Consider the following 20,960-nt stretch of genomic DNA (forward strand, 5'->3'; position numbering starts at 1 on the left):
ACGGGACTCCCCCATGCCCCTTCCTCAGCTGCGGCGTCTACGGTCGTAGACTCGGCTGAGCTCGCTAGTCTACGCACGTAGACGTGACGGTGGATCCGCAATGACCCGGCGCCGGCCCACGACGGCACGAGGCCGGCCGCGAGGCGGTCCCGAGCTCGACGGCGGAGGCGCCCACGACGTCTCGGTACGCCGCCGGGATGCGAGAGATCGCCGGGCGTGTGCCGGGGCGTCCCGATGCCCGTCGACCCCGGATCTACGAGCGGTGAGGTCTGGTCATTCCGCGCGGTGCACCTGCGGCTCGGGCCCCTCGAGAGGAGTCCGCCCGGGTGCGCGCATCCCGTCGAGCAGGATGGTGACGACCCGCCGCCACCCGTCGGGTCCCGCGTCGACACCGAGGCAGTGGTCGGTGTCCAGAGCCGCGCGCGAGCAGATCAGGATGTCAGCCCAGGTCACGTCCGCACGCAGGGAACCAGCCGCGTGCGCCCGATCGGTCAGCCGGATGACGACGTCCTGGAGCGCGATGGTCCGCTGCGCGAGCTCGGGCGACGACGGGCCGTCGCAGGCCGCGGTGACCTCGGCGAGCCCGCGGCTGTCCCGGTGCGCCCCGGCCAGATCCATCACGAACTCGGTCAGCCCGTCCCACGGGTCCGGTCGCTTGAGGCACACCTCCGCGGTGTCCAACAACTCGTCGTAGAGGCCGAGCACGACGTAGTCGAGCAGCGCCTCCTTGGTGCCGAAGCGCCGGTAGAGCGTGCCCACCCCGACGCCCGCCGCCTTCGCGATGTCGAGGGACGAGACGTCGAGCCCGCGGGCCGCGATCGCCTCGCGCGTCGCGATGATCAGTTGGCGTCGGTTGTGCCGCGCGTCCGCCCGGGTGCCCGGCACGGGGTCCAGGTCAGGCATCCTGGAAGCGTACCACAAGCGGACGGCATCCGTCCGATTACCCTCCGAGCACGGCACCCAGGTAGACCGATCGTCGCGGCGGCTCGCCCCGGCCGCCTCGGTCCCTTGCTCGCCCTGAGCGGCGGCGGGTGCGCACGTCGGCTCCCGGCCGAGAAAGGGCGGGAGCCGACGTGGCGACGCCGGTCAGCCCGCCGCCCCTTCACGGCAGCGGGCTCAATGCACAGCCACCGGCACGGCGTCGAAGGCGTCACCGTTCCCCTGGACCGGTGTGTGCTTCGGAGCGCCCGCGTTCACCATGATCGCGGAGATCAACGCCGCCGCCAGCACGAAGGCAGCGGCCAGCCAGTACGCGACCGAGTACCCGTGCACGAGCGCCTGGTGCTGCGCTTGGACCTGCGCCGGACCGGCGTGGGAAACCAGGTAGCCGGCGGCCGAGCTGGTCGCGACGGTGTTGAGCAACGCGGTGCCGATCGAGCCGCCGACCTGCTGCGACGAATTGATCATCGCAGAGGCGATACCGGCGTCTCTGGGCTCGACGCCGTGGGTGGCGATGCTCATCGCCGGCATGACGGCGGTACCGATGCCGAGTCCGACGACGGCCTCGGCGACCGCGATCTCCAGGAAACCGCTGTCGGCGTCGAGCAGCGCAAGCAGCACGAGTCCCAGCGCGGTCACCAGGTAGCCGCCGACCATGATCGGTCGCGGGGCGATGCGGTGCGCGAGGCGGGCGCCGATCTGCGTGGCGCCGACGGCCTGCGGCACCGCCATCGGCATGAACGCCAGACCCGCCATGACCGGCGACCACTCCTTGACCTGCTGGAAATAGAAACTCAGCAGGAGGAACATGCCGAACATGCTGACGATCGCGAGGCCGACCGACAGGTAGGCGGCCGCCCGGTTGCGTTCCGTCAGCACCCGCAGCGGCAGCAGCGGGGAGCTGACCCGGGACTGCACCAGGACGAAGGCCGCCAGCAGCAGCACGCCGACGACCAACGATCCGATGGTCGGGCCCGCCGCCCAACCGTGGCTCTCGGCGGTGCCGAACCCGTAGACCACGGCGACCAGTCCGAGGCTGGCCAGCAGGACACCGGGTATGTCCAGCCGGGAGCGGTGCCGTTCGGCGATGTCGTGCACGGTGGGGATCGCGCCCAGGATCCCGACGACCGCGATGGGGACGAGGACGAACATCGCGTAGCGCCAGTTCAGGTACTGGGTGAGCAGACCGCCGGCGATCAGGCCGATGGTGCCGCCGGCGATCGACACGGCGCTGAACACGCCGAAGGCCTTCGCCCGCTCCCGCGGCTGACTGAACGACAGGGAGATCAGGGAGAAGGCGGCCGGCGCGAGCAGAGCCGCGAAGACACCCTGGAGGGCACGGGCGACGAGCAGCATCAGCGCGTTGACCGCGAGGCCACCGATCGCCGAGGCGAACGCGAAACCGGCCAGGGCGAACAGAAAGACGCGCTTGCGTCCGACCATGTCGCCGATCCGGCCGCCGACGAGCAGGAGGCCACCGAAGGCCAGACCGTAGGCGGTGACCACCCACTGTCGGCCCCCGTCGGAGAGGTGCAGCTCCTGCTGGGCCGAAGGGAGCGCGATGTTCATCACCGCCCCGTCGAGGACGACCATGAGCTGTGCGATGGAGATGAACAAGAGCGCTTTCCACCGTTGTTCATCCGGTGCGTGAGAACGAGTGGACATGAGGTTGTTCCTTCGAGGAGGGATGATCGGCTGCCGTCCCGTGCGCATCGCACGGAAGGCGCCGCCGTTCATGCGGCGGTGAGGCCGCCGTCGATCGCGAGCGCAGCACCGGTGACGAACGGGGCTTCGTCGCTGAGCAGGAAGGCCGCGAACGCGGCGATCTCGTCGGGCCGCCCGATACGCCCCACCGGGTGCATCGCGTTGGCGGCGCGGAGTGCCTCCTCCGGGTTCGGGCCCATGTTGGCACGCAGCAGCGGGGTGTCGACGCCACCGGTGACGAGCGCGTTGATCCGCGTTCCGGTCGCCGCCACGTCCAGTGCCGCCGAGCGGGTGAGCCCGACGACACCGTGCTTGGCGGCGCTGTAGGCGGCCAGCCCGGCGGACCCGGTGACACCGACGTTGGAGGCGTTGTTCACGATGGCGCCTCCGCCGGACGCCTGGAGCGCGGGGATCTGGTACTTCAGTCCGAAGAAGACGCTGCTGAGGTTGAGCGTCAGCTCGGCGCTCCACGCGGCGCCGTCGATCTCGGTCACCGAGCCCGGCGCGGTGGCCGCGCCCACGTTGTTGAAGGCACCGTCCAGCCGGCCGTAGTGGTCGACCGTCCGCCGGACGAGCTGCTCCACCTCGGTCTCCACAGTCACGTCGGCCGGCACGAACAACACGTCGTGCCCGGCGGAGCGCAGCTCGGCGGCGAAGGCATCGCCGGCTTCCTTGCCTCGGGCGGCCAGGACGACCTTCGCCCCCTCCGCGGCGACCCGCTTCACAACGGCCCGCCCCATGCCGGAGGTGGCACCGGTGACCAACACGACCTTGTCCTCGAAACGCATGGACACGACTAGCTCTCATTCTGGTCTGGTCGGGCATTTGAGTGGGATGTCTTCCGAAGGCGGGCGCGAGCCGGCCGCGGAGCGATGGGCTCCGTGGTCGCGGTGCGCGTCGGCGTTTCGGCAGGGTTCAGCGCCGCGGGAGAGCAGAAACGACCCGGGACGGGGCCATCGACTCGTGGCGCCGAAACCGATGGCGCAAGCGGACGACCGTCGTCCGCCTTGGGAAACATACTCCAAAGGGACGATGGTCGTCCGCTTTTCGCGGCCGCCCACCAGGTGACCCTGGCCACCCGCCGACCGGGAACAAAGGCCGACGCGGGTCGCGACCCTCAGAGGGCCCCCGCCGCCGGCATCAACCCGCTACTGGAGAACACCCCGCGGCTGGCGGCTGCGCTCGTAGTGCCGTCGAGCCTTCATGCGGTTGCCGCAGATCGCCATCGAGCACCAGCGGGCACTGTTGGACCTGCTGTGGTCGAGCAGGAACCGCCGGCACTCCGGGTTGGCACAGGGTCGCAGGCGACCGGGGCTCGACACCCGCAGCGCGTCCCACGCGAGCACCGCCCGGGCGGCCGCCGAGCGCCCACGGGGCAGGTCGAGGGTCCAGCCGATCCCGTCGCCGGCGATCGTCGGCCGGTAGCGCACCCCGTCGACGAACCGGGCGAGGGAGTTCACGGCTCCGTCGCCGCGGACGAGTCCCTGTAGCGCCTGTCGCGCGTCGAGCAGGGCGCGCCACTCGTCCTCGGCGGGCGGCTGACCGTGTGCGGTGAGCCACTCCCGTCCGGCCTCGACGTCGATCAGGTCGTCGCGAGGCACCCCGTCCACCACGGGGGTGGTGTTGAGCAGATCGAGCAGCAGGGCCTCGTCCGCCTCGTCGGTCTTCGGCACGATCCTCACCCTAACCTCCAAGCGCAGCTTGACAGGTTATACGAGCCGTGCTTTCGTCTAACCGCCTACACAAGTTTTGGGGGTTAGTCATGCCTGTCGTTCACCACCGCTACGCCACCGTCCGGGGTCAGCGGCTCTTCTACCGGGAAGCCGGCCCGGCCGACGGGCCCACGATCGTGCTGCTGCACGGCTTTCCGACCAGCTCCTTCATGTTCCGGAACCTGATCCCCGCCCTGGCCGACCGGTACCGCGTCATCGCCCCGGACCACCTCGGGTTCGGGCTCTCCGCCGCCCCGCCGGCCGACGAGTTCGACTACACCTTCGACGCCCTGGCCGACCTCACCGCTGGTCTGCTCGACCAGCTCGAGGTCCGGCGCTACGCGATGTACGTGCAGGACTACGGCGCCCCGATCGGCTGGCGCCTGGCGATCGCCGACCCGGGCGCGATCACCGCGATCATCAGCCAGAACGGCAATGGCTACGACGCGGGGTTCGTCCCCGACTTCTGGCAGACCGTGTGGAGCTACCACCGGGAGCAAACCCCCGAATCCGAGGCCGGCATCCGGACCGCGTTGACGCTCGAGACGACCAAGTGGCAGTACCTCACCGGCGTACCGGACGAGACGCTGGTCAGCCCGGACACCTGGCACCACGACTTCGCACTGCTGTCCCGGCCGGGCAACGACGCCATCCAGCTCGCGCTGTTCCGCGACTACGCGACCAACCCGCCGCTCTACCCGGCGCTGCACGAATACCTGCGTCGCCACCTCCCGCCCGTGCTCGCGGTCTGGGGCAGGAACGACCCGATCTTCGGACCCGAGGGCGCCCGCGCCTTCGCCGCCGACGTCCCGGACGCCGAGATCCACCTGCTCGACGGCGGCCACTTCCTGCTGGAGAGCGCCGGGGCCGAGGTCGCCGAACTGATCCGTGACTTCATGACCCGTGTGCCGAACGGACGCTGAGGCCTGCGACCTCGCGCCGAACAAGGGATACCACCCGGGACTTCGCTTCGCCACGCCGATGCGGCTAACCATTTCATAACGTTTTGTCCGCTTTCTCGTTCCCTTCTGAGGACGGATGGCTGTTGCCGCCGTCAACTGACTCGAACGGGGGAAGCGGTGGGTTCTGTCCTGCGAAAATTCACTACGGCGTCGGTCGCGACGCTGGTCGGCGCGGTGGCCAGTGTGGGCGTGGGAGCGCCGGCACTGGCCCAGCCCGGCAGCGCCAGCGCCAGGGGTGTGGTCGTCGACCTGTCGGCGGACGTCCTTGGTGTGGCGGTGGTCAGCGCCGACGCGGTCATCGGGTCGGCGACGGCGCCGCCGGACGGCGGCACGGACACCTCCACACTGGTCACCGTCGCCCTGCCCGGCGCGCTGGGGGTGAGCGCGAGCGGCACGGTCGACGAGGTGACCGCCACGCGTTCACCCGGAGTGTCGTCGGCGCTGTCCCGGGTCAGCGGTCTCAACCTGAACGTGCTCGGCATCGACGTCATCGACACCGCGGAGGCGACGGCGAGCGTGTCGTGTCCGTTCGAAGGCCCGCAGAGCGCCGACACGACGTTGGTCGATCTGGAGTTGTTCGGCCAGGCGGTGGCGCTGGTGGCCAACGGTCCCAGTGTGGACGCCAGCGCGGCGGTGACCGTGCCCGGGCTCCTCGGAGCGACTCTCAACGCCTCCTTGACGCGCACGGAGACCACCACCGCCGCGGGTGCGGCGGCGGCCGCCGTGCGGGCCTCTCTCACCTTGAGCGGCTCGGTCCTCGGCCAGCCGGTGGTCATTCCGGTCGGCACGGTGATCGTGGCGGAGGCGACGTGTGAGCGTCCGGACGCGATCCAGCCGCCGACCGCTGCGTCGATCAATCCGGATGAGGGTCCGCAGTCCGGTGGGCAGACGGTGACGATCACCGGCAGCGGCTTCGTCCCCGGGAACACCACAGTCACCTTCGACGGCACACCCGCCACCAACGTGGTCGTCGCCCCCGGCGGCACCTCGCTGACCGCGGTCACCCCGCCCGGCGCCGTCGGCCCCGCCTCCGTCGTGGTGACCACCCCCGGAGGATCCGCAGCACCGCTGAACTACACCTACCTCGCCGACGGCAGCGACGCCGTCATCACCGACCTCACACCCACCACCGGACCGACCTCCGGCGGCACCACAGTGACCATCACCGGCACCGGCTTCACCGGCGCCACCGGAGTCACCTTCGACGGCGTACCCGGCACCAACTTCACCGTGAACCCGGCCGGCACCACCATCACCGTGGTCACGCCACCCAACGCCGCCGGACCAGCCGTCGTCGAACTGGTCTTCCCCGCCGGCGAAACCACCGCACCCACCTTCACCTACGTCGCCGCCCCGCCGACCGTCAGCGCCATCAACCCGGGCCAGGGCCCGACCGCCGGCGGCACCACGGTGACCGTCGGTGGCTCTGGTTTCGTCCCCGGGCAGACCACGGTGACGATCTGCGGGCGGACCATTCCGGCGGATGAGGTCAGCGTGGCCGCGGACGGACGTTCGTTGACGTTCCGCACCCCGGCCTGCCGGGCAGGTGACACGACCGTCGTCGTGACCACCCCGGGCGGCTCGTCGAGCCCGGTGACCTTCCGGTACGTCGGTCAGATCCTGCCCGTGACCGGTAACGCGATCGGGACACCGCTCACCGCGGGCGCGATGCTGGTGATCATCGGCGGCTTCCTGATGCTGCTGCACCGCCGCCGCCGCAGCGTGGCGTAACACCTCGTCGTTCGACGAACAGGAGCCGTCTGGGCGGGGCTGTGAGGCCTCGCCCAGACGGCTTTCTGCACGCTTGGTCAGCGCGCCGTCCGCAGAATCCGGTTCACCGTGACTTCGCTCGCAATGCCCGTCAGCGCCCCGAATCGGGTCGATCGAAAACCGCGTGCGAGGCTGATCGGTGATCAAGTACTGGATGCAGATCGATCGTGCCGGGCTGACGCACCAGCTGGCTTGACAGCGGCCATCCAGGCCGGGCTATCGGCTGGCGGCGGGGTTGACGGTGGCCAGGAAGCGCCGGACGCACTCGGCGTAGGCGTCGGGCTGGTCGTGGTGAACGACATGTCCGGCGGGCAGTTCGACGAGCGCGGCCGACAGTTTCTCTGCCATGTCTCGGGCATGCCCTGCCGACAATTCGTCGCTGCGGGTGCCTCTGATCAGCAGGGTCGGGCATCGCACGTTCAGCCAGTCGTGCCAATGGTCACCGGTGAGTGCTTGCTGGGACCGGACCGTGTCGGCCGGGTCGAAGGAGAACCCCCATCCATTCGCTCGCTGCCTGAAGGTTCGCTCCAGGTACGGTGCGGCGTTGCCCAGCGCGTCGACGAGCCCGTCTCGGGTCGCGGCGCGCTCGGGCAGACCCTGCGCGAAGGTGAGGTCGATGTCGCAGACCGCTCCGATGTCCTCGACGACGAGCGCGGTGACGCGGTCGGGATGCCGGGCGGCGAACTGGTAGGCGTTCACGCCGCCCAGGGAATGACCGAGCAGTGCGACCTCCGCCAGCCCGAGATGGTCGAGGAGAGCCATGACATCGCCCACGTAGCCGCCGCGGTCGTAGTCGGTTGCCCGATCGGACTCGCCATGCCCCCGCTGGTCAAGCGCGATCACACGCCATCGGGAACCCAGCCGCTCGGCCAGCGGAGCGAAGTCCGCGCCCTCGCTGAAGTGCCCGTGCAGAGCGATCAGAACCGGGTCCGGTCCGCCGAAATCGAGATAGGAGAGCCGACGCCCGTTCACTGTGAGGCTACCCCGCACATGATCGTTCATGACCGGCGAGCCTACGTGCCCACTCATCTCCTGGCGGCTTCGCGTCCGCCCGTGCTCATCACCTGACAGTCACCCATGTCGCCACGGAGAGACTGCGCCACAGCCCGAACCGGTAGGTCCAGGTGACGTCGGAGTATCAGGGCGAAGTGCGGGACGGCGGTGACCGGTCGGCGAAGGTTCACAACAGGGATGGACGAGCCACGAGTTCGTGACACGGTCAGTTCACACCGGATTCCGAGCATGATCGGGTGAAGATCCAGTTCAGAGAACGTCTTTCCGGTGTAGGGCGACTCGGGGCGGTAGCCGTCGCCGTCGTCGCCGGCGTCGCCGCCGTGAGCGCGCTCTCGGCCGTACTGCCGGCGCAGCAGGAGGCCATCGCGGCGAGCGCCACGAACGGCGACGACATCCGGATGAACCAGATCCAGTTCATGGGCGCCCACAACGCCTTCCACCGCGAGATGCAGGGCGCGGAGCTCGTCGAGTCGATGAACATCGACCCCGGCTACCCGTCCTGGGGCTGGTACTCGCACGCCTCCATTCCGGACCTGCTGGGCCGGCAGAACATGCGCGGCATCGAGCTGGACCTACTGCCCGACCCGCAGGGCGGCCTCTACCGCAACCCGCTCGCCCGCCAGCGCGCCGGCCTGGGACCGATCGACGATCCGGCGATGGCCGCGCCGGGCATGAAGGTGCTGCACGTCGCCGACCAGGACTACAACAGCACCTGCCGCACCTTCGTCGTCTGCATGCAGCAGGTGCGGAGCTGGTCGCGGGCCAACCCGGACCACGCGCCGATCGTGCTTCAGCTCGAGCTGAAGCAGACCGACGACCGGTGGGAGAAGCTCGGTGGCGCGGTCAGCCCGGCGTGGGACCGTCCGCTGCTCGACGACATCGACGAGGAGATCCGTTCGGTCTTCACCGAGAACGAGCTGATCACCGCTGACGACCTGCGCAAGCCCGGCCTCACGCTGGAGCAGTCGGTGCTGAAGAACGGCTGGCCGACCCTCAGGTGGGCCCGCGGCAAGGTGATGTTCTTCTTCGACAACGGCGGGCCCGGCGCGATCCGCGACATGTACCTTGACGGCCACCCCAGCCTCGCCGGCCGGGCGGTCTTCACCCGCGGCAACCCCGGCGACCCGGACGCCGCCATCACCATGGTGAACGACCCGCGGGGCGCGAACGCGGCGACCATCACCGACCTGGTCAAGCGCGGTTACATCGTGCGTACCCGGTCGGACGAGCCGCTGAGCACGGTGAAGAACGAGGAGGTCAGCCGGCTGGACGTCGCGCTCTCCAGCGGCGCGCAGATGGTCACGACCGACTTCCCGACGGTGGGCATGGCCGCCCGGTACGACAGCGACTTCGTCGGTGAACTCCCCGGTGGGGTCTCGGTACGTTGCAACCCGGTCTCCGCGCCGCGCAACTGCCATGACGGCAAGCTCGAGCGCTAGCCCTCGCACTCCCGGCCGGGCGCCGGTGGCTTCGAGCCACCGGCGCCCGGCACTGCTCCTCACGCCACCGAGCCGCCGTGGCAGAGCAGCTTGAGCTGGTCGAGGGTGAGTTCCTGGGTACGGTCGGCGGCCTTGCCGCTGATCCAGCCGTACACCCGCCGGTTCGGCAGTTCGGCAGGAGTTCCCGGGGTCACGTCGACGCCTTCGGACCGTACGATCTTCTCGATCATCCGGGACAGCTCGGTGGGGCCCGCGCCGCCGTACCCGACGCTGTACCCGGCGCCCTGCCGCTCGGGCAGGATGTGCAGGTTGCCCCGGTCGCTGCGCACCCAGAGCATGTCCGCTTCCCGGTCGATGACGAGGGCGTCGAGGCGTTCGCCCTCGGCCAGGGAGAGCGGCGCGTAGGTGAGGTGTCGCCAGCTCTCGTGGTTGCCGCCGACCGTGCGGTGGTGGTGCGCGGCGACGGGGAGCCAGGTCAGCGGATCCCGGTACGTCTGCCAGCAGGTGCAGGCGTCGCCGTCCACAGCGGAGGGCGAGTCGGGGTCGTCACGGACGCAGGGGTGCCACAGGTTCGGCGCGTCGTTCGGGCCGACGAGGGTGACGTGGAGGGCGTCGGCGTCGCAGGGGACGAGCCGGTCGAGCCACTCCGCCGCGTACCGGCTGGCGGCGGCGTCGAACCTCTGTGCGGCGTTGATGGCGCTTCCCGGGCCGATCGGAGGTTCGATGTGCAGGACGAAGTTCCAGTAGCCCCTTGCCGGGTCGTGCGTCAGGTGCAGGTCGCGCTCGTACTGGTACGTCATCGAGGGCCTTCTCCTTCCTGACCGGCGCAGGCCGGAAGAGTGATCAGCACGGCACAGACAGTAGTTCGAGCGGGTGGGATCAGCCACCGCTGGAAGCGAAGTCCCATCACGCGATGGCCGCCGCAACCGGGGTGTCGCCGGTCGGGGACGGCGCGGTGCGGGAAAGGCCTGCGGGCCGATGCGTCGAGGCCGATCCAGCCTGGTTGGATTCAGCCGCCGAGGCCGAGCTGGGGGTACAGGGCAGCGGGCGCGGCGACCGCTCCTCGGGGTCGGACGACCTCGACCGCCTTACCGAAGTCGGTGTAGCCCAGGGACGCGGCCGGCGCGCCGTTGGCCTCCGGGATCACGAAACTGACGAGCCGCCCCTCGGCATCCAGCGTGGCGCGGAACGGCTGGTTACGCGCGGCGTCGGGAAACGTCCCGCCCGGACCGGGCCGGAAGTTGATCCCGTTTCCGACCCGCATTCTGGTCACGTCGAGCGTCCCGGCGACCTGAGAACCCTCGATCCGTGCGGTGCTGACCGCGTCGACGAGGCGGGCCGAGCCGCCCGGGTCGTTCTTGCCCGGCGCGAAGCTCAGGGCGAAGCCCGCCGGCACGCGGGTGGGGTCGAGGGACATCCATTCCTCGCCGACACCGGAAAGATCCATGTTGGTCTTCAGGTAAACGTCGTCGCCGATCACCCGGATCTCGGCGACCTGGCCGGACGCCGAGACCGTGCTGACGGCGCGCTTGTTGAGGGTGTCGACGTACGACCGGGTCGTGACGATGCCCGCGATATCGGTATCGACGCGGAAGCTGGTCTCGTCGATGAACTTCGTACCCGACCGCAGCAGGTCCACGGCCTCCAGGGTCGCCCCGGCGTCGGCGCTCGTGGCCGGCACGGGAACCGGTTCGTCTCCGCCGCTCGCGCCGACCGAGCAACCCAGCAGAAGCAGCACTCCGACGGCGATCCCGCCCATCGCGCCCCGTGTCATGGCCGCATGCTAGGCGCGGTCCGCAAGCACGAGACCGCGCTCGGGACGAGCGTGGTGGCCGCGGGAGCGGCGGGCCACCGACGCGGGACGGGGCGGTGATCCTGGCCCGCCCGGGCCGCACGCTGGCCTCGACGGGTCACCTTCACGGGAAGGAGAACGACGCTCGTTCCACGTCGTTCTCGGGAGGTGTCTGGTGGTCACGAACGAGGTAGCCGCCCGGACCGCGTCACCACTGCAGCTCGCCCGCGCGCGGGGCCGGATACGGGGCCGGCTGATCCTGCTGGGACCGGCGTTCGTGGCCGCCGTCGCCTACGTCGACCCGGGCAACTTCGCCACCAACTCCACCGCCGGCGCCCGCTACGGCTACCTGCTGGTCTGGGTCGTGGTGGTGGCGAACCTGATGGCCATGCTGGTCCAGACGCTGACCGCGAAACTCGGGCTGGCCACCGGCCGCAGCCTGCCCGAATTGTGCCGAGAGCGGCTTCCTCGTCCGGTGAACCGGCTGATGTGGGGGCAGGCAGAGCTCGTCGCGATGGCCACCGACCTGGCCGAGGTGATCGGCGGTGCGGTCGCGCTCTACCTGTTGTTCGGCATCCCGCTGCTGCCCGGCGGGCTGATCATCGGCGCCGCCGCCTTCGCGGTGCTCGCGCTCCGCTCCCGCGGCTTCCGCACCTTCGAGATCACCATCGCCGTACTCCTGGGCGTCATCGTCCTCGTCTTCGCCGCCAGCCTGCTCGCCGCCGGCTCCGACCCCGGGTCGACGGTGGCCGGCCTGGTCCCCCGCCTGCAGGGCACCGATAGCATCCTGCTCGCTGCCGGCATCCTCGGCGCCACGGTGATGCCGCACGTCATCTACGTGCACTCCGCCCTCACCGGCAACCGCATCCCGGCCACCAACGACGCCGAACGCAAGACCCTGTTCCGCGGTCAGCGCACCGACGTGCTGCTGGCGCTCGCCGCCGCGGGAACGGTGAACCTCGCCATGCTGCTCATCGCGGCCGTCAGCTTCCACGGGACCGCCACGCCCGACACCGACAGCCTGGAGGGGGTGCACGCCGGGCTCGGCCAGACCGTCGGCACCGCGGCGGCGTTCGGTTTCGCGGTCGCCCTCCTGGTCTCCGGGCTCGCCTCCACCAGCGTCGGCACCTACGCCGGCGAGATCATCATGCAGGGTTTCCTGCGCCGCCGGATTCCCCTGCTGCTGCGCCGGCTGATCACCCTCATCCCGGCCGTGGCCATCCTCGCCATCGGCCTGGACCCGACGCAGGCGCTGGTGCTCTCCCAGGTCGTGCTGAGCTTCGGTATCCCCTTCGCGCTGATCCCCGTGGTCGCCTTCACCCGGCGCCGCGACCTGATGGGCAACCTCGTCAACCACCCGCTCACCACCGCCGCCGCCGCGGTGATCGCCGTCCTGGTCATCGCGCTCAACACGTTCCTGCTCTGGCAGGTCGTCGGCGGCTGACCGCGCCGGACCCGCCCGCCCCGCCGTCGCCGCCACCGCGCCGGCAACGGCGGGGGGTACGCGCCACGGTGCCCGGCCGGATCAGTCCGGCCGGGCACCGCAGCAGGAGTTCCGGACGGTAGCGCCCGGGTTCGTTCAGCCCTGGGTCACCGCGGAGTCGGCAGGCAGGCTGTCCATGAACGAGCTGACCGAGAAGACCGCCCGGCCGGGGCCGGCGGGGCCGTACCCGGGCGGGCTGGTCAGGCCGTTCGCCTCCATGGTCGCGCGGTAGACCTCCAGGAGCCGGATGTGGTATTCGAGCGGCGCGCCCTGCGGGTTGGCCCGGCCGAGCGGAGTGGTCGGCTCCGGGCACCAGGTGGTGAACCGGGGGGTGATCCCGCGGGACATGAAGTACTGCAGCCCCTCGGCCGTCGAGTCGATCGCCTCGTCGACGCTGGTGAAGCCGTGCGGGGCGGCCATCTCGACGCCCGCGACGAAGTTCGGGATGACGTTGCGCGCACCGAAGACCTCGGCGGAGTCGAGGATGCGGCGGTGCCACTCCTCGCGGCCCACGTACCGCTCCTTGCCCGGGCAGTAGAGCTCGAAGAGCCGCTTGTCCCACACCTCGTAGTTCGGGTGGTAGATCCGGATGCCGTAGTCGTGGAAGCGCTGCACGTCGGCCCGGGGCAGCGCCTGCGCGACGACCTTGCCGATCCACCGGCCGGGGAACCGCTCCTCGATCGCCTGGGCGTAGCGGCCGTAGAAGTCGGCCTCGGCCAGCCCGTCGACCTTCGAGGTGATGCTGCCGCCGGTGAGCGTGTACGCCTGTGAGGTACGAGCGGTGTCGTACTTGTCGATGATCGCGAGCGCTTCGAGGACCTCGTCGACCGGCTTGACACCGGTGTACGGGCGGCCGGCCTGCTTGTGCTGGCGCCAGTTGTGGTTGATGTCGCAGTACTGGCACTCCTCCTTGGCGCCGAAGTACTGGCAGACCCGGAAGGCGGTCAGGTAGATGAGGTAGCCCCACTGGATCGTGGGGGCGACCTCCATCACCGACTTGCCGTTGGCGAGGGTGTGCCGGTAGTACTCCGGCATCGGGGGCAGGCCCACCTCGGCGATGGCCCGTCCGTCGAGGAAGAGCATGAGCCGGCCGTCCTCGGCGGGCCGGACGCGGTACGGCGAGTCGGGGTTGGTGCGGACCGACACCACCGTACGGCGCAGTTCGTACGGGCCTCCGGTGAGCACGATCTCCTCCGGCGGCCGGCGCAGCGCGGCGGCGCCCAACTCCGGCAGCGTCCGGTGGTCGAACGAGAAGATGAAGTACGACTTGGGCTTGACGTCACCGCCCTCGTTCTCCGTCAGCGCCGAGTCGTCGAAGGCCAGACCGCCGCGCAGCAGGTCTTCCTTGATCACCGCCTCGCGGGGCACGTGCGGGAACCGGCCCATGAGATCTTCGATGAGATCGGTACGCGATTGCATGGGCCTCTCCTGGGGGGTTGTGCGAAGGGCCTCGTCGGAGGTGGGCGAGGTACTGACTGTTTGAGCCTACTTGCGGCGGAAGCCTGCGGTTTCGGGCACCCAGGGTTGCCGGGCCGGCACCGGCCCGGCAACCCTGCATCGCCGAGGGTCAGCTCTGCTTCGTCTCCCAGAAGATCTTCGAGATCTGCTCGATCTTGGCGAGGAGCTGATCCGCCACGGCCGGGTCGGCGGAGCCCTTCGCGCCGCCGGCGCCGGCCAGCTTGGTGGCCTCGTTGAACAGCGTGTGCAGCTCGGGGTACTTCTCGAAGTGTGGCGGCTTGAAGTAGTCGGTCCAGAGCACCCACAGGTGGTGCTTGACCAGCTCAGCCCGCTGCTCCTTGATGATCAGCGCCCGGGTGCGGAACTCCGCGTCGTCGCTGGCCTGGTACTTCTCGCAGACGGCCTTGATCGACTCGGCCTCGATCCGAGCCTGGGCCGGGTCGTAGACCCCGCAGGGGAGATCACAGTGGGCGCTCACGACGGTGCGTGGACGCAGAAGGTGCGCCAGTCGCATGAAATTCCTTCCGTTGACGATGGTGTCTCTTCGGATCATCGGCCCTGCACCGCTCCTTGATCCACTCCGTGACGCTAGGACCTGAACCTGACTTCATGTCAAGACCGGTCGGGCCGCCACCTCTCACCGTGCGGACGAACTCCATCACGCGGGGACGTCCGTCACCAACCGTGGAACCTCCCGAGCATGATCCGTAGGGTTACGACAGCCACCCGGAGCAGCGCGAGAGCCAGGAGCGTGACCAGCAATGCAGATCGGATTCATCGGGCTCGGCGCGATGGGCAGCGCGATGGTGACCAACCTGCTCGCCGCCGGTCACCCCGTCCGCGTCTGGAACCGCTCGCCGGAGCCGGTGCGGGAGATGACCGATCGCGGCGCCACCGCCGCCGACCTGGCCGAGATCTACGCCTGCGACGTGGTGCTGAGCGCGCTCAGCGACGACGGCGCGGTCGGCGGACTCCTTCTCGACGAGGAGCTGCTCGCCGTCGCCCCTCCCGGCGCCGTGCATGTGAACACCGCCACCATCAGCACCGAACTCGCCGCCCGCGCCCATCAGCGCTACAGCGAGCTGGGCCTGCGTTACGTCGCCGCGCCGGTGCTCGGCAACAGTGAGGTGGCGCGCGCCGGAAACCTGACCGTGCTCGTTGCCGGCGAGGCCGAAGCGATCGCCGTCGTCCAGCCCCTCATCGACGTGATCGGCCGTCGCTCGTGGACGATCGGCGACCAACCGCCGCAGGCGAACCTGCTCAAGATCCTGGTCAACTACCTGATCGCCTGTTCGATCGGGGCGATGGCCGAGGCCACCACCGTCACCGAGGCCGCCGAGCTCGACCCGAAGCTGCTGATCGACATCGTCACCGACCAGCTGTTCACGGGCGTGGTCTTCCCGAACTACGGACGGATGATCGCCGCCCGCGAGTACGAGCCGGTCGCGTTCAAGCTGGCGCTCGGGCACAAGGACGTGAACCTCGCGCTCGACACCGGGCAGGCGCACGGGGTGCCGCTGCCGCTCGGCGCGGTCGTGCGCGACGCGTTCATCGACGCCATGGCGCACGGACAGTCCGACCAACACTGGCTCGCCGTCACCGAGGCCGTACGACGTCGCGCCGGCCTCGATCGCGGGTGAGCCGGCGTACCGGGGAACCGTGCGCCGGGCCGGAGGTGCCGACCGGCGCGGCGCCCCGGCCCGCCCGGCGGCGGGCGTACGAACGGACGCGCGCCGATGACCGGCGAGCGTGACGCGGCCGACGGTTTCGACGTGACGTTCGTCGGCCGGGCCAACATCGACCTGACCGTCCGTGTCCCCCACCGCGCCGGCCCGGGACGCACCGCCGCCGGCTCGGCCCTGACCACGAGCCCGGGCGGCAAGAGCCTCAACCAGGCCGTCGCCACCGCCCGGCTCGGCGGACGCGCTCGCCTGGTCGCCAACGTCGGCGCCGACGCCTGGGGTCACCGGATCCGGGCCGCCCTCACCGCCGTGGGCGTCGACACCCGCCACCTCACGCTCATCCCCGACGTGACCACCGGCGCGGCCATCATCGAAGTCACCCCGGACGGCGAGAGCTACATCACCCTCGCCCCCTCACCCGCGACCGAACTCACCACACACGACGTCCAGCGCGTCACCACCGTCGACACCCGCGCCGTCGTCGTCCAACTCGATCTGCCCCCCGAACCGGTGGCGGCGCTCCTGCGGCACCGTCCCGCGCCGACCGTCATCGGCAACCTCGTGCTCCACGCCGATCTCGATCGCACCGTGCTGCGGCACCTCGACGTCCTCGTGGTCAACCAGCACGAGGCCGACGCCATCCTGGGCGCGGCCACCGGCGACCCGCTCAGGGCCGCCGAGGTTCTGCAGCGCCTCGGGCCGCCCACCGTCGTCGTCACCGCCGGCCCGCGGGGCGCCGCCTACACCCACCCCCACGGGTCCGGAACAGTCCCCGCGCCCACCGTGCCGGTCGTGGACACCACCGGGGCCGGCGACGCGTTCCTCGGATCCCTCGCCCTCGACCTCGCCCGGGGCACGCCACTGCCCGAAGCCGTTCGCGGCGCCGTGCAGGTCGGGTCCCGGGCCGTCGCACACAGCGGCGCGAACACCGCGAGCTGACCTCGGCGGCATGGGGACGCGGAATCACACGCGCGGCCCGAGGAACAGGCCTCCACTTGCGTCGATGATCTGACCGGTGATCCAGCCTGCCCGGTCGGAGGCGAGAAACGCGACGACATCGGCGACGTCGTCGGGGCTGCCGAGCCGGTCGAGGGCCGTCATGCCTGCGATGAGCCCGGCCAGGCCCGGTGCTTCGAACGCCGCCTCATTGGTTGCCGTGCGGGTGGCGCCGGGGGCAACCGCGTTCACGGTGATTCCCCGGGTGCCGAACTGGTTGGCCAAGGTCATGGTCATCGTTTCGACCGCGCCCTTCGTCATGGCGAAGGACGTCTGGGTCGGGTTGGCCATCCGGGTGGCGACGGACGAGATCGTGACGATGCGGCCACCGTCGCTGAGCAGTGGCAGTGCTCGTTGGATGATGAAGTACGGTGCGCGGACGTTGACCGCGTACAAGTGGTCGAAGTCGGCGCGTGTGGTGGCGCCGAGCGGACCGGCGGGTGCCGCCGCGGCGTTGTTGACGAGGACGTCCAGTGGCCGCCCGGCGAGGCCGGCCTCGACTCCCGCGAAGAGGGTCTCGACGTCGTCATCCGGGCCCAGCTCCGCCCGGACGGCGAAGGCGGTTCCACCGGTGCGTTCGATTTCCTCGACGGTCGTGGCCGCACCGTTCTTGTCCGCGCCGAAGTGCACGATGACGGCCGCGCCCTCCGCCGCCAGCCGAGTTGCGATTGCCCGCCCGATACCGCGCGACGCTCCGGTCACGAGCGCCGTCCTACCGATCAGATCCTTCATAGGTCCCGCCTAGGTGTTAGCTGCTACCGAAGTGGTAGTGACTACCAGTGCGGTAGTGTCTATCACATGACCGAGCAGCACTCAACGTTGCGAGCGCAGCGACGAGCCGAGACACAACGCTTGCTCCAGACGCACGCGATCCGACTCTTCACCGAGCGTGGTTACGACGCGACGACCGTAAACGACGTCGCCGGGGCCGCGGGCGTCTCTCCTATGACCGTGTATCGGCACTTCCCCACGAAGGAAGATCTCGTGCTCATCGATCAGTACGGCCAGCTGATCGCCGAACAGATCGCCGCGTCACCCGCCGCACAGCCCCTGGTCCGCCGCATCGGCGGAGCGCTCATCGAATCGGCCAGGACCTTGACCGGCGGCCGCCACGGCGGCGATCTGACCCCGAACGAACAGTTCCTGCTCGCCCGGCTCCGGCTCATGATCTCGACACCGGCGTTGCGCGCCAAGCATCTGGACAACCACTACGCCCTCCAGCAGGCCATCGTCGCCGCCCTCGACGACGACGGCGCTGAACCCGATACGGCGTTCCTCGCCCAAGCGGCGGCCAGCGCCTGCCTGGCCGCCATGCACACGGCACTGGTGCGCTGGGCCGAGGATGACGGCCGCACCGAACTTCCTGACCTGATCGCGAAGGCCTTCGCTGCCGCCTTCGGCGACGACATCGTCGGCACCGACTAGAACGGGACCACCACAACGCAGCGGCCAAGCTAGCCGGATACGAATGCCGTACCGGCGGCTGTTGCCGGGACGCCTTCCAGCCTTCGAAGCAACCGGACGACGGCCCGGTCACGTAGATTGCCGAAGTGCCCCTGATCGACCTCACCACCGTCGTCCAAGCACCCGTGGAACAGGTCTTCGACCTGTCGTTGGACGTCGACGCACACACCGCCTCGATGTCCTCCACCAGGGAAGAGGCGGTAGCCGGGGTCCGATCTGGTCGGACACCTTCGTGTCGGATGCGGCGAACGAAACCACGACCGTGCGGGACGTCATCCATTTCGCCGCCCCGCTCGGGTGGCTCGGATGGCTGGTCACTAAGGTCCTGCTGCACCGGTACCTGCAACGACTGATCGAGGACCGAAACGCCTACCTCGTCCGTACCCTCACCGGCGACCCGGCGCAGAGCTGACCGGGTCCCGGTCCTCACGCGCTCGGAGGCGTCTGCGCGCCGCTGCTCGTGTCTACAGGTTCACCTCAGCCGAATCCGTACCACGGATCGGGCACACAGCGAGCCTTCAGGGCGAGGTTTCATTGCGGTGCCCGTAGCTCGTCGGCGCCGCGGGGTCTGCTGCAGGCTCTGCGCTGACAGCGATGCTGCCGAGCAGGGTGAGCGCCTGCGCCGAGGCCGTGCCGGGTTCGGCGTGGTAGATCACGAGAACCTGGTTGTCGGTCCCGGCGACGATCAGCTTCTCCCGGTGCAGGTCGAGGTCACCGACCTCAGGATGGTGCAGGCGGGTCCGGCTGCCGGCGCGGCGGACGATGTCCTGCCGGGCCCAGAGCCGTCGGAAGCGTTCGCTCTTGATGGAGAGTTCGCCCACGAGCGTCACCATGCGGGGGTCGGCCGTTTCGGTTCCCATGACGGCGCGCAGTTGGCCTACGGCGGCGGCGGTGGCCTGCTCCCAGTCGTCGTGCAGTTCCCGGTCGTGTGGGTCGAGGAACGCTGCGGCCAGTCGGTTGACCCCGGCACGCATGTTCGGCGAGAGAGCTTCGGCCAGTTGGTTCGCGGCTAGCACCGTCAGATAGCGGTCCTCCACGAACGCGGGCATCGGTATCGCGTCGAGCAGCCGGAGGGTACCTTCGGGTACCTTTTCGAGGCGGGCCTGCGGGCTCCGCTTGGGGCGGGCCCGGCTGAGGGCGTAGAGAAACGTCGTCTCGTCCGCGTCGAGCTGCAGAACCCGGGCGAGGGCGTCGAGCACCTGGGCGGACGGGGCACGGTCGCGTCCCTGCTCCAGGCGCAGGTAGTAGTCGGTGCTGATGCCGGCGAGCATCGCGACCTCCTCGCGACGCAATCCCGGCGTGCGGCGATATCCGGTCGTTGCGAGGCCGGCGTCCTCGGGCCGCAACCGTTCGCGTCGCGCACGTAGGAACTCGCCGAGGGCGTTCGTTCGCTCCTCCATGCCCCCACAGTATTGCGGCTGCCGTACCCGGTGACTGTTCCTGATTCTCCCAGGAAATCGGGGACCTGTTCGAGCGGATTCAGCGGGGCGATTCTGGGTCAGTCAACCTCACATGCGGTTGTGCAGATCTCCGGAATGGGATGGACATTATGAAAAGGGTACAGCTCGGCGGTCTCAGCGTGTCCGCGGAAGGGCTGGGCTGCATGGGGATGAGCTCCGTCTACGGCGCAGCCGACTGGGACGAATCCATCGCGACCATCCGGCGGGCACTGGACCTCGGGGTCACGCTGATCGACACGGCCGCCGCCTACGGCATCGGCCACAACGAGGTACTCGTCGGGCGAGCGATTGCCGGCCGGCGCGACGAGGTGCAGCTGGCCACCAAGTTCGGGATGGACTTCACCACCGCCCGCGGCAAGGTCGTCATCAGGAACGACCCCGACGCGATCAAGGCCGCCGCCGACGCCTCGCTGCTGAGGCTGGGCACCGACTACATCGACCTGTTCTACCTTCATCGGGTGAACCCGCAGGTGCCCTTCGAGGACTCGATCGGCGCCCTCGCCGACCTCGTCCAGGAGGGCAAGGTGCGTCATATCGGCCTCTCCGAGGTCACCGGAGAGCAGTTGCGCGCCGCGCACGCGATCCACCCGATCGCCGCGGTCCAGAGCGAGTACTCGCTCTGGACACGCGATCCGGAGACGGTGGTCGCGGAGGCGGCCCGCGCTGGGGGTCGGTCTCGTCGCCTACTCTCCGCTGGGCCGAGGTTTCCTCACCGGCACCGTCAACCCTGCTCGACTCGCTCCGAGTGACGGGCGTCGCCGCCTCGCCCGTTTCACCGACGAGGCAGCGACGGCCAACCAGGTCATCGCCGACGGGGTCAGGCGGATCGCGGAGGGCAAGGGCGTCACATCGGGTCAGGTGGCCATCGCCTGGGTCGCCTCGCGCAGCGGGACGCTGGGCATCCCGGTGGTGCCGATCCCCGGCACCAAGCGGGTGTCGTGGGTGGAACAGAACGCGGCCGCCCTGCAGGTGCAGCTGACAGCGGACGAGCTGGCAGCCCTCGACGAGTTGGCCGGCCAGGTCGTGGGTGCCCGCTACTGACCCGCGCACGCATGCCCGAGGCCGCGGTTGACCAGGACGACGGC

Annotated in this window: 19 protein-coding genes and 1 pseudogene; 9 read left to right on the forward strand and 11 right to left on the reverse strand. The window is 69.9% G+C overall.

Annotation, left to right across the window (positions count from 1 at the left end; all coding sequences use genetic code 11):
• Positions 1 to 273 precede the first annotated feature (273 nt).
• The 4 genes from E1211_RS06055 to E1211_RS06070 form a co-directional block, all read right to left on the reverse strand.
• Positions 274 to 903: a TetR/AcrR family transcriptional regulator gene (locus E1211_RS06055; protein WP_132346250.1), complete on the reverse strand. Its 630-nt coding sequence runs from the start codon at positions 901 to 903 to the stop codon at positions 274 to 276.
• Positions 904 to 1,116: 213 nt separating this feature from the next.
• The gene (locus tag E1211_RS06060) at positions 1,117 to 2,556 is read right to left on the reverse strand and encodes an MFS transporter (RefSeq protein ID WP_243709366.1); all 1,440 of its coding nucleotides are present in this window, start codon (positions 2,554 to 2,556) and stop codon (positions 1,117 to 1,119) included.
• A 116-nt stretch (positions 2,557 to 2,672) separates the two neighbouring features.
• Positions 2,673 to 3,431: an SDR family NAD(P)-dependent oxidoreductase gene (locus E1211_RS06065; protein ID WP_207915270.1), complete on the reverse strand. Its 759-nt coding sequence runs from the start codon at positions 3,429 to 3,431 to the stop codon at positions 2,673 to 2,675.
• Positions 3,432 to 3,791: 360 nt separating this feature from the next.
• Entirely contained in the window at positions 3,792 to 4,316 is a 525-nt protein-coding gene (locus tag E1211_RS06070; protein ID WP_243709367.1) for a CGNR zinc finger domain-containing protein, read from the reverse strand.
• Between the two features lie 89 nt (positions 4,317 to 4,405).
• On the opposite strand from E1211_RS06070, the gene E1211_RS06075 reads away from it, so the two are divergent.
• Both E1211_RS06075 and E1211_RS06080 read left to right on the forward strand, forming a co-directional pair.
• A complete protein-coding gene (locus E1211_RS06075; RefSeq protein WP_132346256.1) occupies positions 4,406 to 5,278 on the forward strand; it encodes an alpha/beta fold hydrolase in 873 nt (290 codons plus the stop codon).
• 213 nt (positions 5,279 to 5,491) lie between these two features.
• Positions 5,492 to 7,048: an IPT/TIG domain-containing protein gene (locus E1211_RS06080; protein ID WP_132346259.1), complete on the forward strand. Its 1,557-nt coding sequence runs from the start codon at positions 5,492 to 5,494 to the stop codon at positions 7,046 to 7,048.
• 255 nt (positions 7,049 to 7,303) lie between these two features.
• On the opposite strand, the gene E1211_RS06085 is transcribed toward E1211_RS06080, so the two are convergent.
• On the reverse strand, positions 7,304 to 8,089 hold the full coding sequence (locus E1211_RS06085) for an alpha/beta fold hydrolase (protein WP_132346261.1): 786 nt from the start codon (positions 8,087 to 8,089) through the stop codon (positions 7,304 to 7,306).
• Positions 8,090 to 8,421: 332 nt separating this feature from the next.
• Here E1211_RS06085 and E1211_RS06090 point away from each other — a divergent pair, with 332 nt between their 5' ends.
• Entirely contained in the window at positions 8,422 to 9,540 is a 1,119-nt protein-coding gene (locus tag E1211_RS06090) for a phosphatidylinositol-specific phospholipase C1-like protein (protein WP_207915266.1), read from the forward strand.
• Between the two features lie 59 nt (positions 9,541 to 9,599).
• On the opposite strand, the gene E1211_RS06095 is transcribed toward E1211_RS06090, so the two are convergent.
• Together E1211_RS06095 and E1211_RS06100 are read right to left on the reverse strand one after the other, a co-directional pair.
• Positions 9,600 to 10,340: a hypothetical protein gene (locus E1211_RS06095; protein ID WP_132346263.1), complete on the reverse strand. Its 741-nt coding sequence runs from the start codon at positions 10,338 to 10,340 to the stop codon at positions 9,600 to 9,602.
• 209 nt (positions 10,341 to 10,549) lie between these two features.
• Positions 10,550 to 11,314 carry a hypothetical protein gene (locus tag E1211_RS06100; protein ID WP_132346265.1) on the reverse strand — a complete coding sequence of 255 codons (765 nt, stop codon included), beginning with the start codon at positions 11,312 to 11,314 and terminating at the stop codon, positions 10,550 to 10,552.
• 193 nt (positions 11,315 to 11,507) lie between these two features.
• Here E1211_RS06100 and E1211_RS06105 point away from each other — a divergent pair, with 193 nt between their 5' ends.
• Entirely contained in the window at positions 11,508 to 12,776 is a 1,269-nt protein-coding gene (locus tag E1211_RS06105) for an Nramp family divalent metal transporter (protein ID WP_132346267.1), read from the forward strand.
• A gap of 135 nt (positions 12,777 to 12,911) precedes the next feature.
• Here E1211_RS06105 and E1211_RS06110 read toward each other — a convergent pair whose 3' ends face one another.
• On the reverse strand, positions 12,912 to 14,234 hold the full coding sequence (locus E1211_RS06110) for a radical SAM protein (RefSeq protein ID WP_132346269.1): 1,323 nt from the start codon (positions 14,232 to 14,234) through the stop codon (positions 12,912 to 12,914).
• Positions 14,235 to 14,382: 148 nt separating this feature from the next.
• Positions 14,383 to 14,787, reverse strand: coding sequence for a superoxide dismutase, Ni (gene sodN / locus E1211_RS06115; protein WP_132346271.1), 405 nt, complete (start codon positions 14,785 to 14,787; stop codon positions 14,383 to 14,385).
• A 247-nt stretch (positions 14,788 to 15,034) separates the two neighbouring features.
• Here sodN and E1211_RS06120 point away from each other — a divergent pair, with 247 nt between their 5' ends.
• Entirely contained in the window at positions 15,035 to 15,913 is an 879-nt protein-coding gene (locus E1211_RS06120) for an NAD(P)-dependent oxidoreductase (protein WP_132346273.1), read from the forward strand.
• A gap of 96 nt (positions 15,914 to 16,009) precedes the next feature.
• Positions 16,010 to 16,894, forward strand: a complete 885-nt coding sequence (locus E1211_RS06125; protein ID WP_132346275.1) for a ribokinase — start codon at positions 16,010 to 16,012, stop codon at positions 16,892 to 16,894.
• Between the two features lie 24 nt (positions 16,895 to 16,918).
• Here the strand turns inward: E1211_RS06125 and E1211_RS06130 are convergent, their stop codons facing one another.
• The gene (locus E1211_RS06130) at positions 16,919 to 17,683 is read right to left on the reverse strand and encodes an SDR family NAD(P)-dependent oxidoreductase (protein ID WP_132346277.1); all 765 of its coding nucleotides are present in this window, start codon (positions 17,681 to 17,683) and stop codon (positions 16,919 to 16,921) included.
• A gap of 66 nt (positions 17,684 to 17,749) precedes the next feature.
• Here E1211_RS06130 and E1211_RS06135 point away from each other — a divergent pair, with 66 nt between their 5' ends.
• Positions 17,750 to 18,376 (forward strand): TetR/AcrR family transcriptional regulator, encoded by a 627-nt coding sequence (locus E1211_RS06135; RefSeq protein ID WP_132346279.1) that lies wholly within the window; start codon positions 17,750 to 17,752, stop codon positions 18,374 to 18,376.
• Positions 18,377 to 18,677: 301 nt separating this feature from the next.
• Positions 18,678 to 18,827 (forward strand): hypothetical protein, encoded by a 150-nt coding sequence (locus E1211_RS32935; protein ID WP_207915268.1) that lies wholly within the window; start codon positions 18,678 to 18,680, stop codon positions 18,825 to 18,827.
• Positions 18,828 to 18,933: 106 nt separating this feature from the next.
• On the opposite strand, the gene E1211_RS06145 is transcribed toward E1211_RS32935, so the two are convergent.
• A complete protein-coding gene (locus tag E1211_RS06145) occupies positions 18,934 to 19,815 on the reverse strand; it encodes a helix-turn-helix domain-containing protein (RefSeq protein WP_132346281.1) in 882 nt (293 codons plus the stop codon).
• Between the two features lie 209 nt (positions 19,816 to 20,024).
• On the opposite strand from E1211_RS06145, the pseudogene E1211_RS06150 reads away from it, so the two are divergent.
• Positions 20,025 to 20,916, forward strand: a pseudogene (locus tag E1211_RS06150) (aldo/keto reductase).
• The last annotated feature ends 44 nt before the right edge of the window (positions 20,917 to 20,960 follow it).

This window comes from Micromonospora sp. 15K316, assembly GCF_004348525.1.
Lineage (GTDB): Bacteria > Actinomycetota > Actinomycetes > Mycobacteriales > Micromonosporaceae > Micromonospora.

Bases quoted from the DNA above. Each gene is read 5' to 3' on its own strand.
- E1211_RS06055 (WP_132346250.1), bottom strand. From the start codon at position 903: ATGCCTGACCTGGACCCCGTGCCGGGCACCCGGGCGGACGCGCGGCAC.
- E1211_RS06065 (WP_207915270.1), bottom strand. From the start codon at position 3,431: ATGCGTTTCGAGGACAAGGTCGTGTTGGTCACCGGTGCCACCTCCGGC.
- E1211_RS06075 (WP_132346256.1), top strand. From the start codon at position 4,406: ATGCCTGTCGTTCACCACCGCTACGCCACCGTCCGGGGTCAGCGGCTC.
- E1211_RS06085 (WP_132346261.1), bottom strand. From the start codon at position 8,089: ATGAACGATCATGTGCGGGGTAGCCTCACAGTGAACGGGCGTCGGCTC.
- E1211_RS06095 (WP_132346263.1), bottom strand. From the start codon at position 10,340: ATGACGTACCAGTACGAGCGCGACCTGCACCTGACGCACGACCCGGCA.
- E1211_RS06100 (WP_132346265.1), bottom strand. From the start codon at position 11,314: ATGACACGGGGCGCGATGGGCGGGATCGCCGTCGGAGTGCTGCTTCTG.
- E1211_RS06110 (WP_132346269.1), bottom strand. From the start codon at position 14,234: ATGCAATCGCGTACCGATCTCATCGAAGATCTCATGGGCCGGTTCCCG.
- sodN (WP_132346271.1), bottom strand. From the start codon at position 14,787: ATGCGACTGGCGCACCTTCTGCGTCCACGCACCGTCGTGAGCGCCCAC.
- E1211_RS06120 (WP_132346273.1), top strand. From the start codon at position 15,035: ATGCAGATCGGATTCATCGGGCTCGGCGCGATGGGCAGCGCGATGGTG.
- E1211_RS06125 (WP_132346275.1), top strand. From the start codon at position 16,010: ATGACCGGCGAGCGTGACGCGGCCGACGGTTTCGACGTGACGTTCGTC.
- E1211_RS06130 (WP_132346277.1), bottom strand. From the start codon at position 17,683: ATGAAGGATCTGATCGGTAGGACGGCGCTCGTGACCGGAGCGTCGCGC.
- E1211_RS06135 (WP_132346279.1), top strand. From the start codon at position 17,750: ATGACCGAGCAGCACTCAACGTTGCGAGCGCAGCGACGAGCCGAGACA.
- E1211_RS06145 (WP_132346281.1), bottom strand. From the start codon at position 19,815: ATGGAGGAGCGAACGAACGCCCTCGGCGAGTTCCTACGTGCGCGACGC.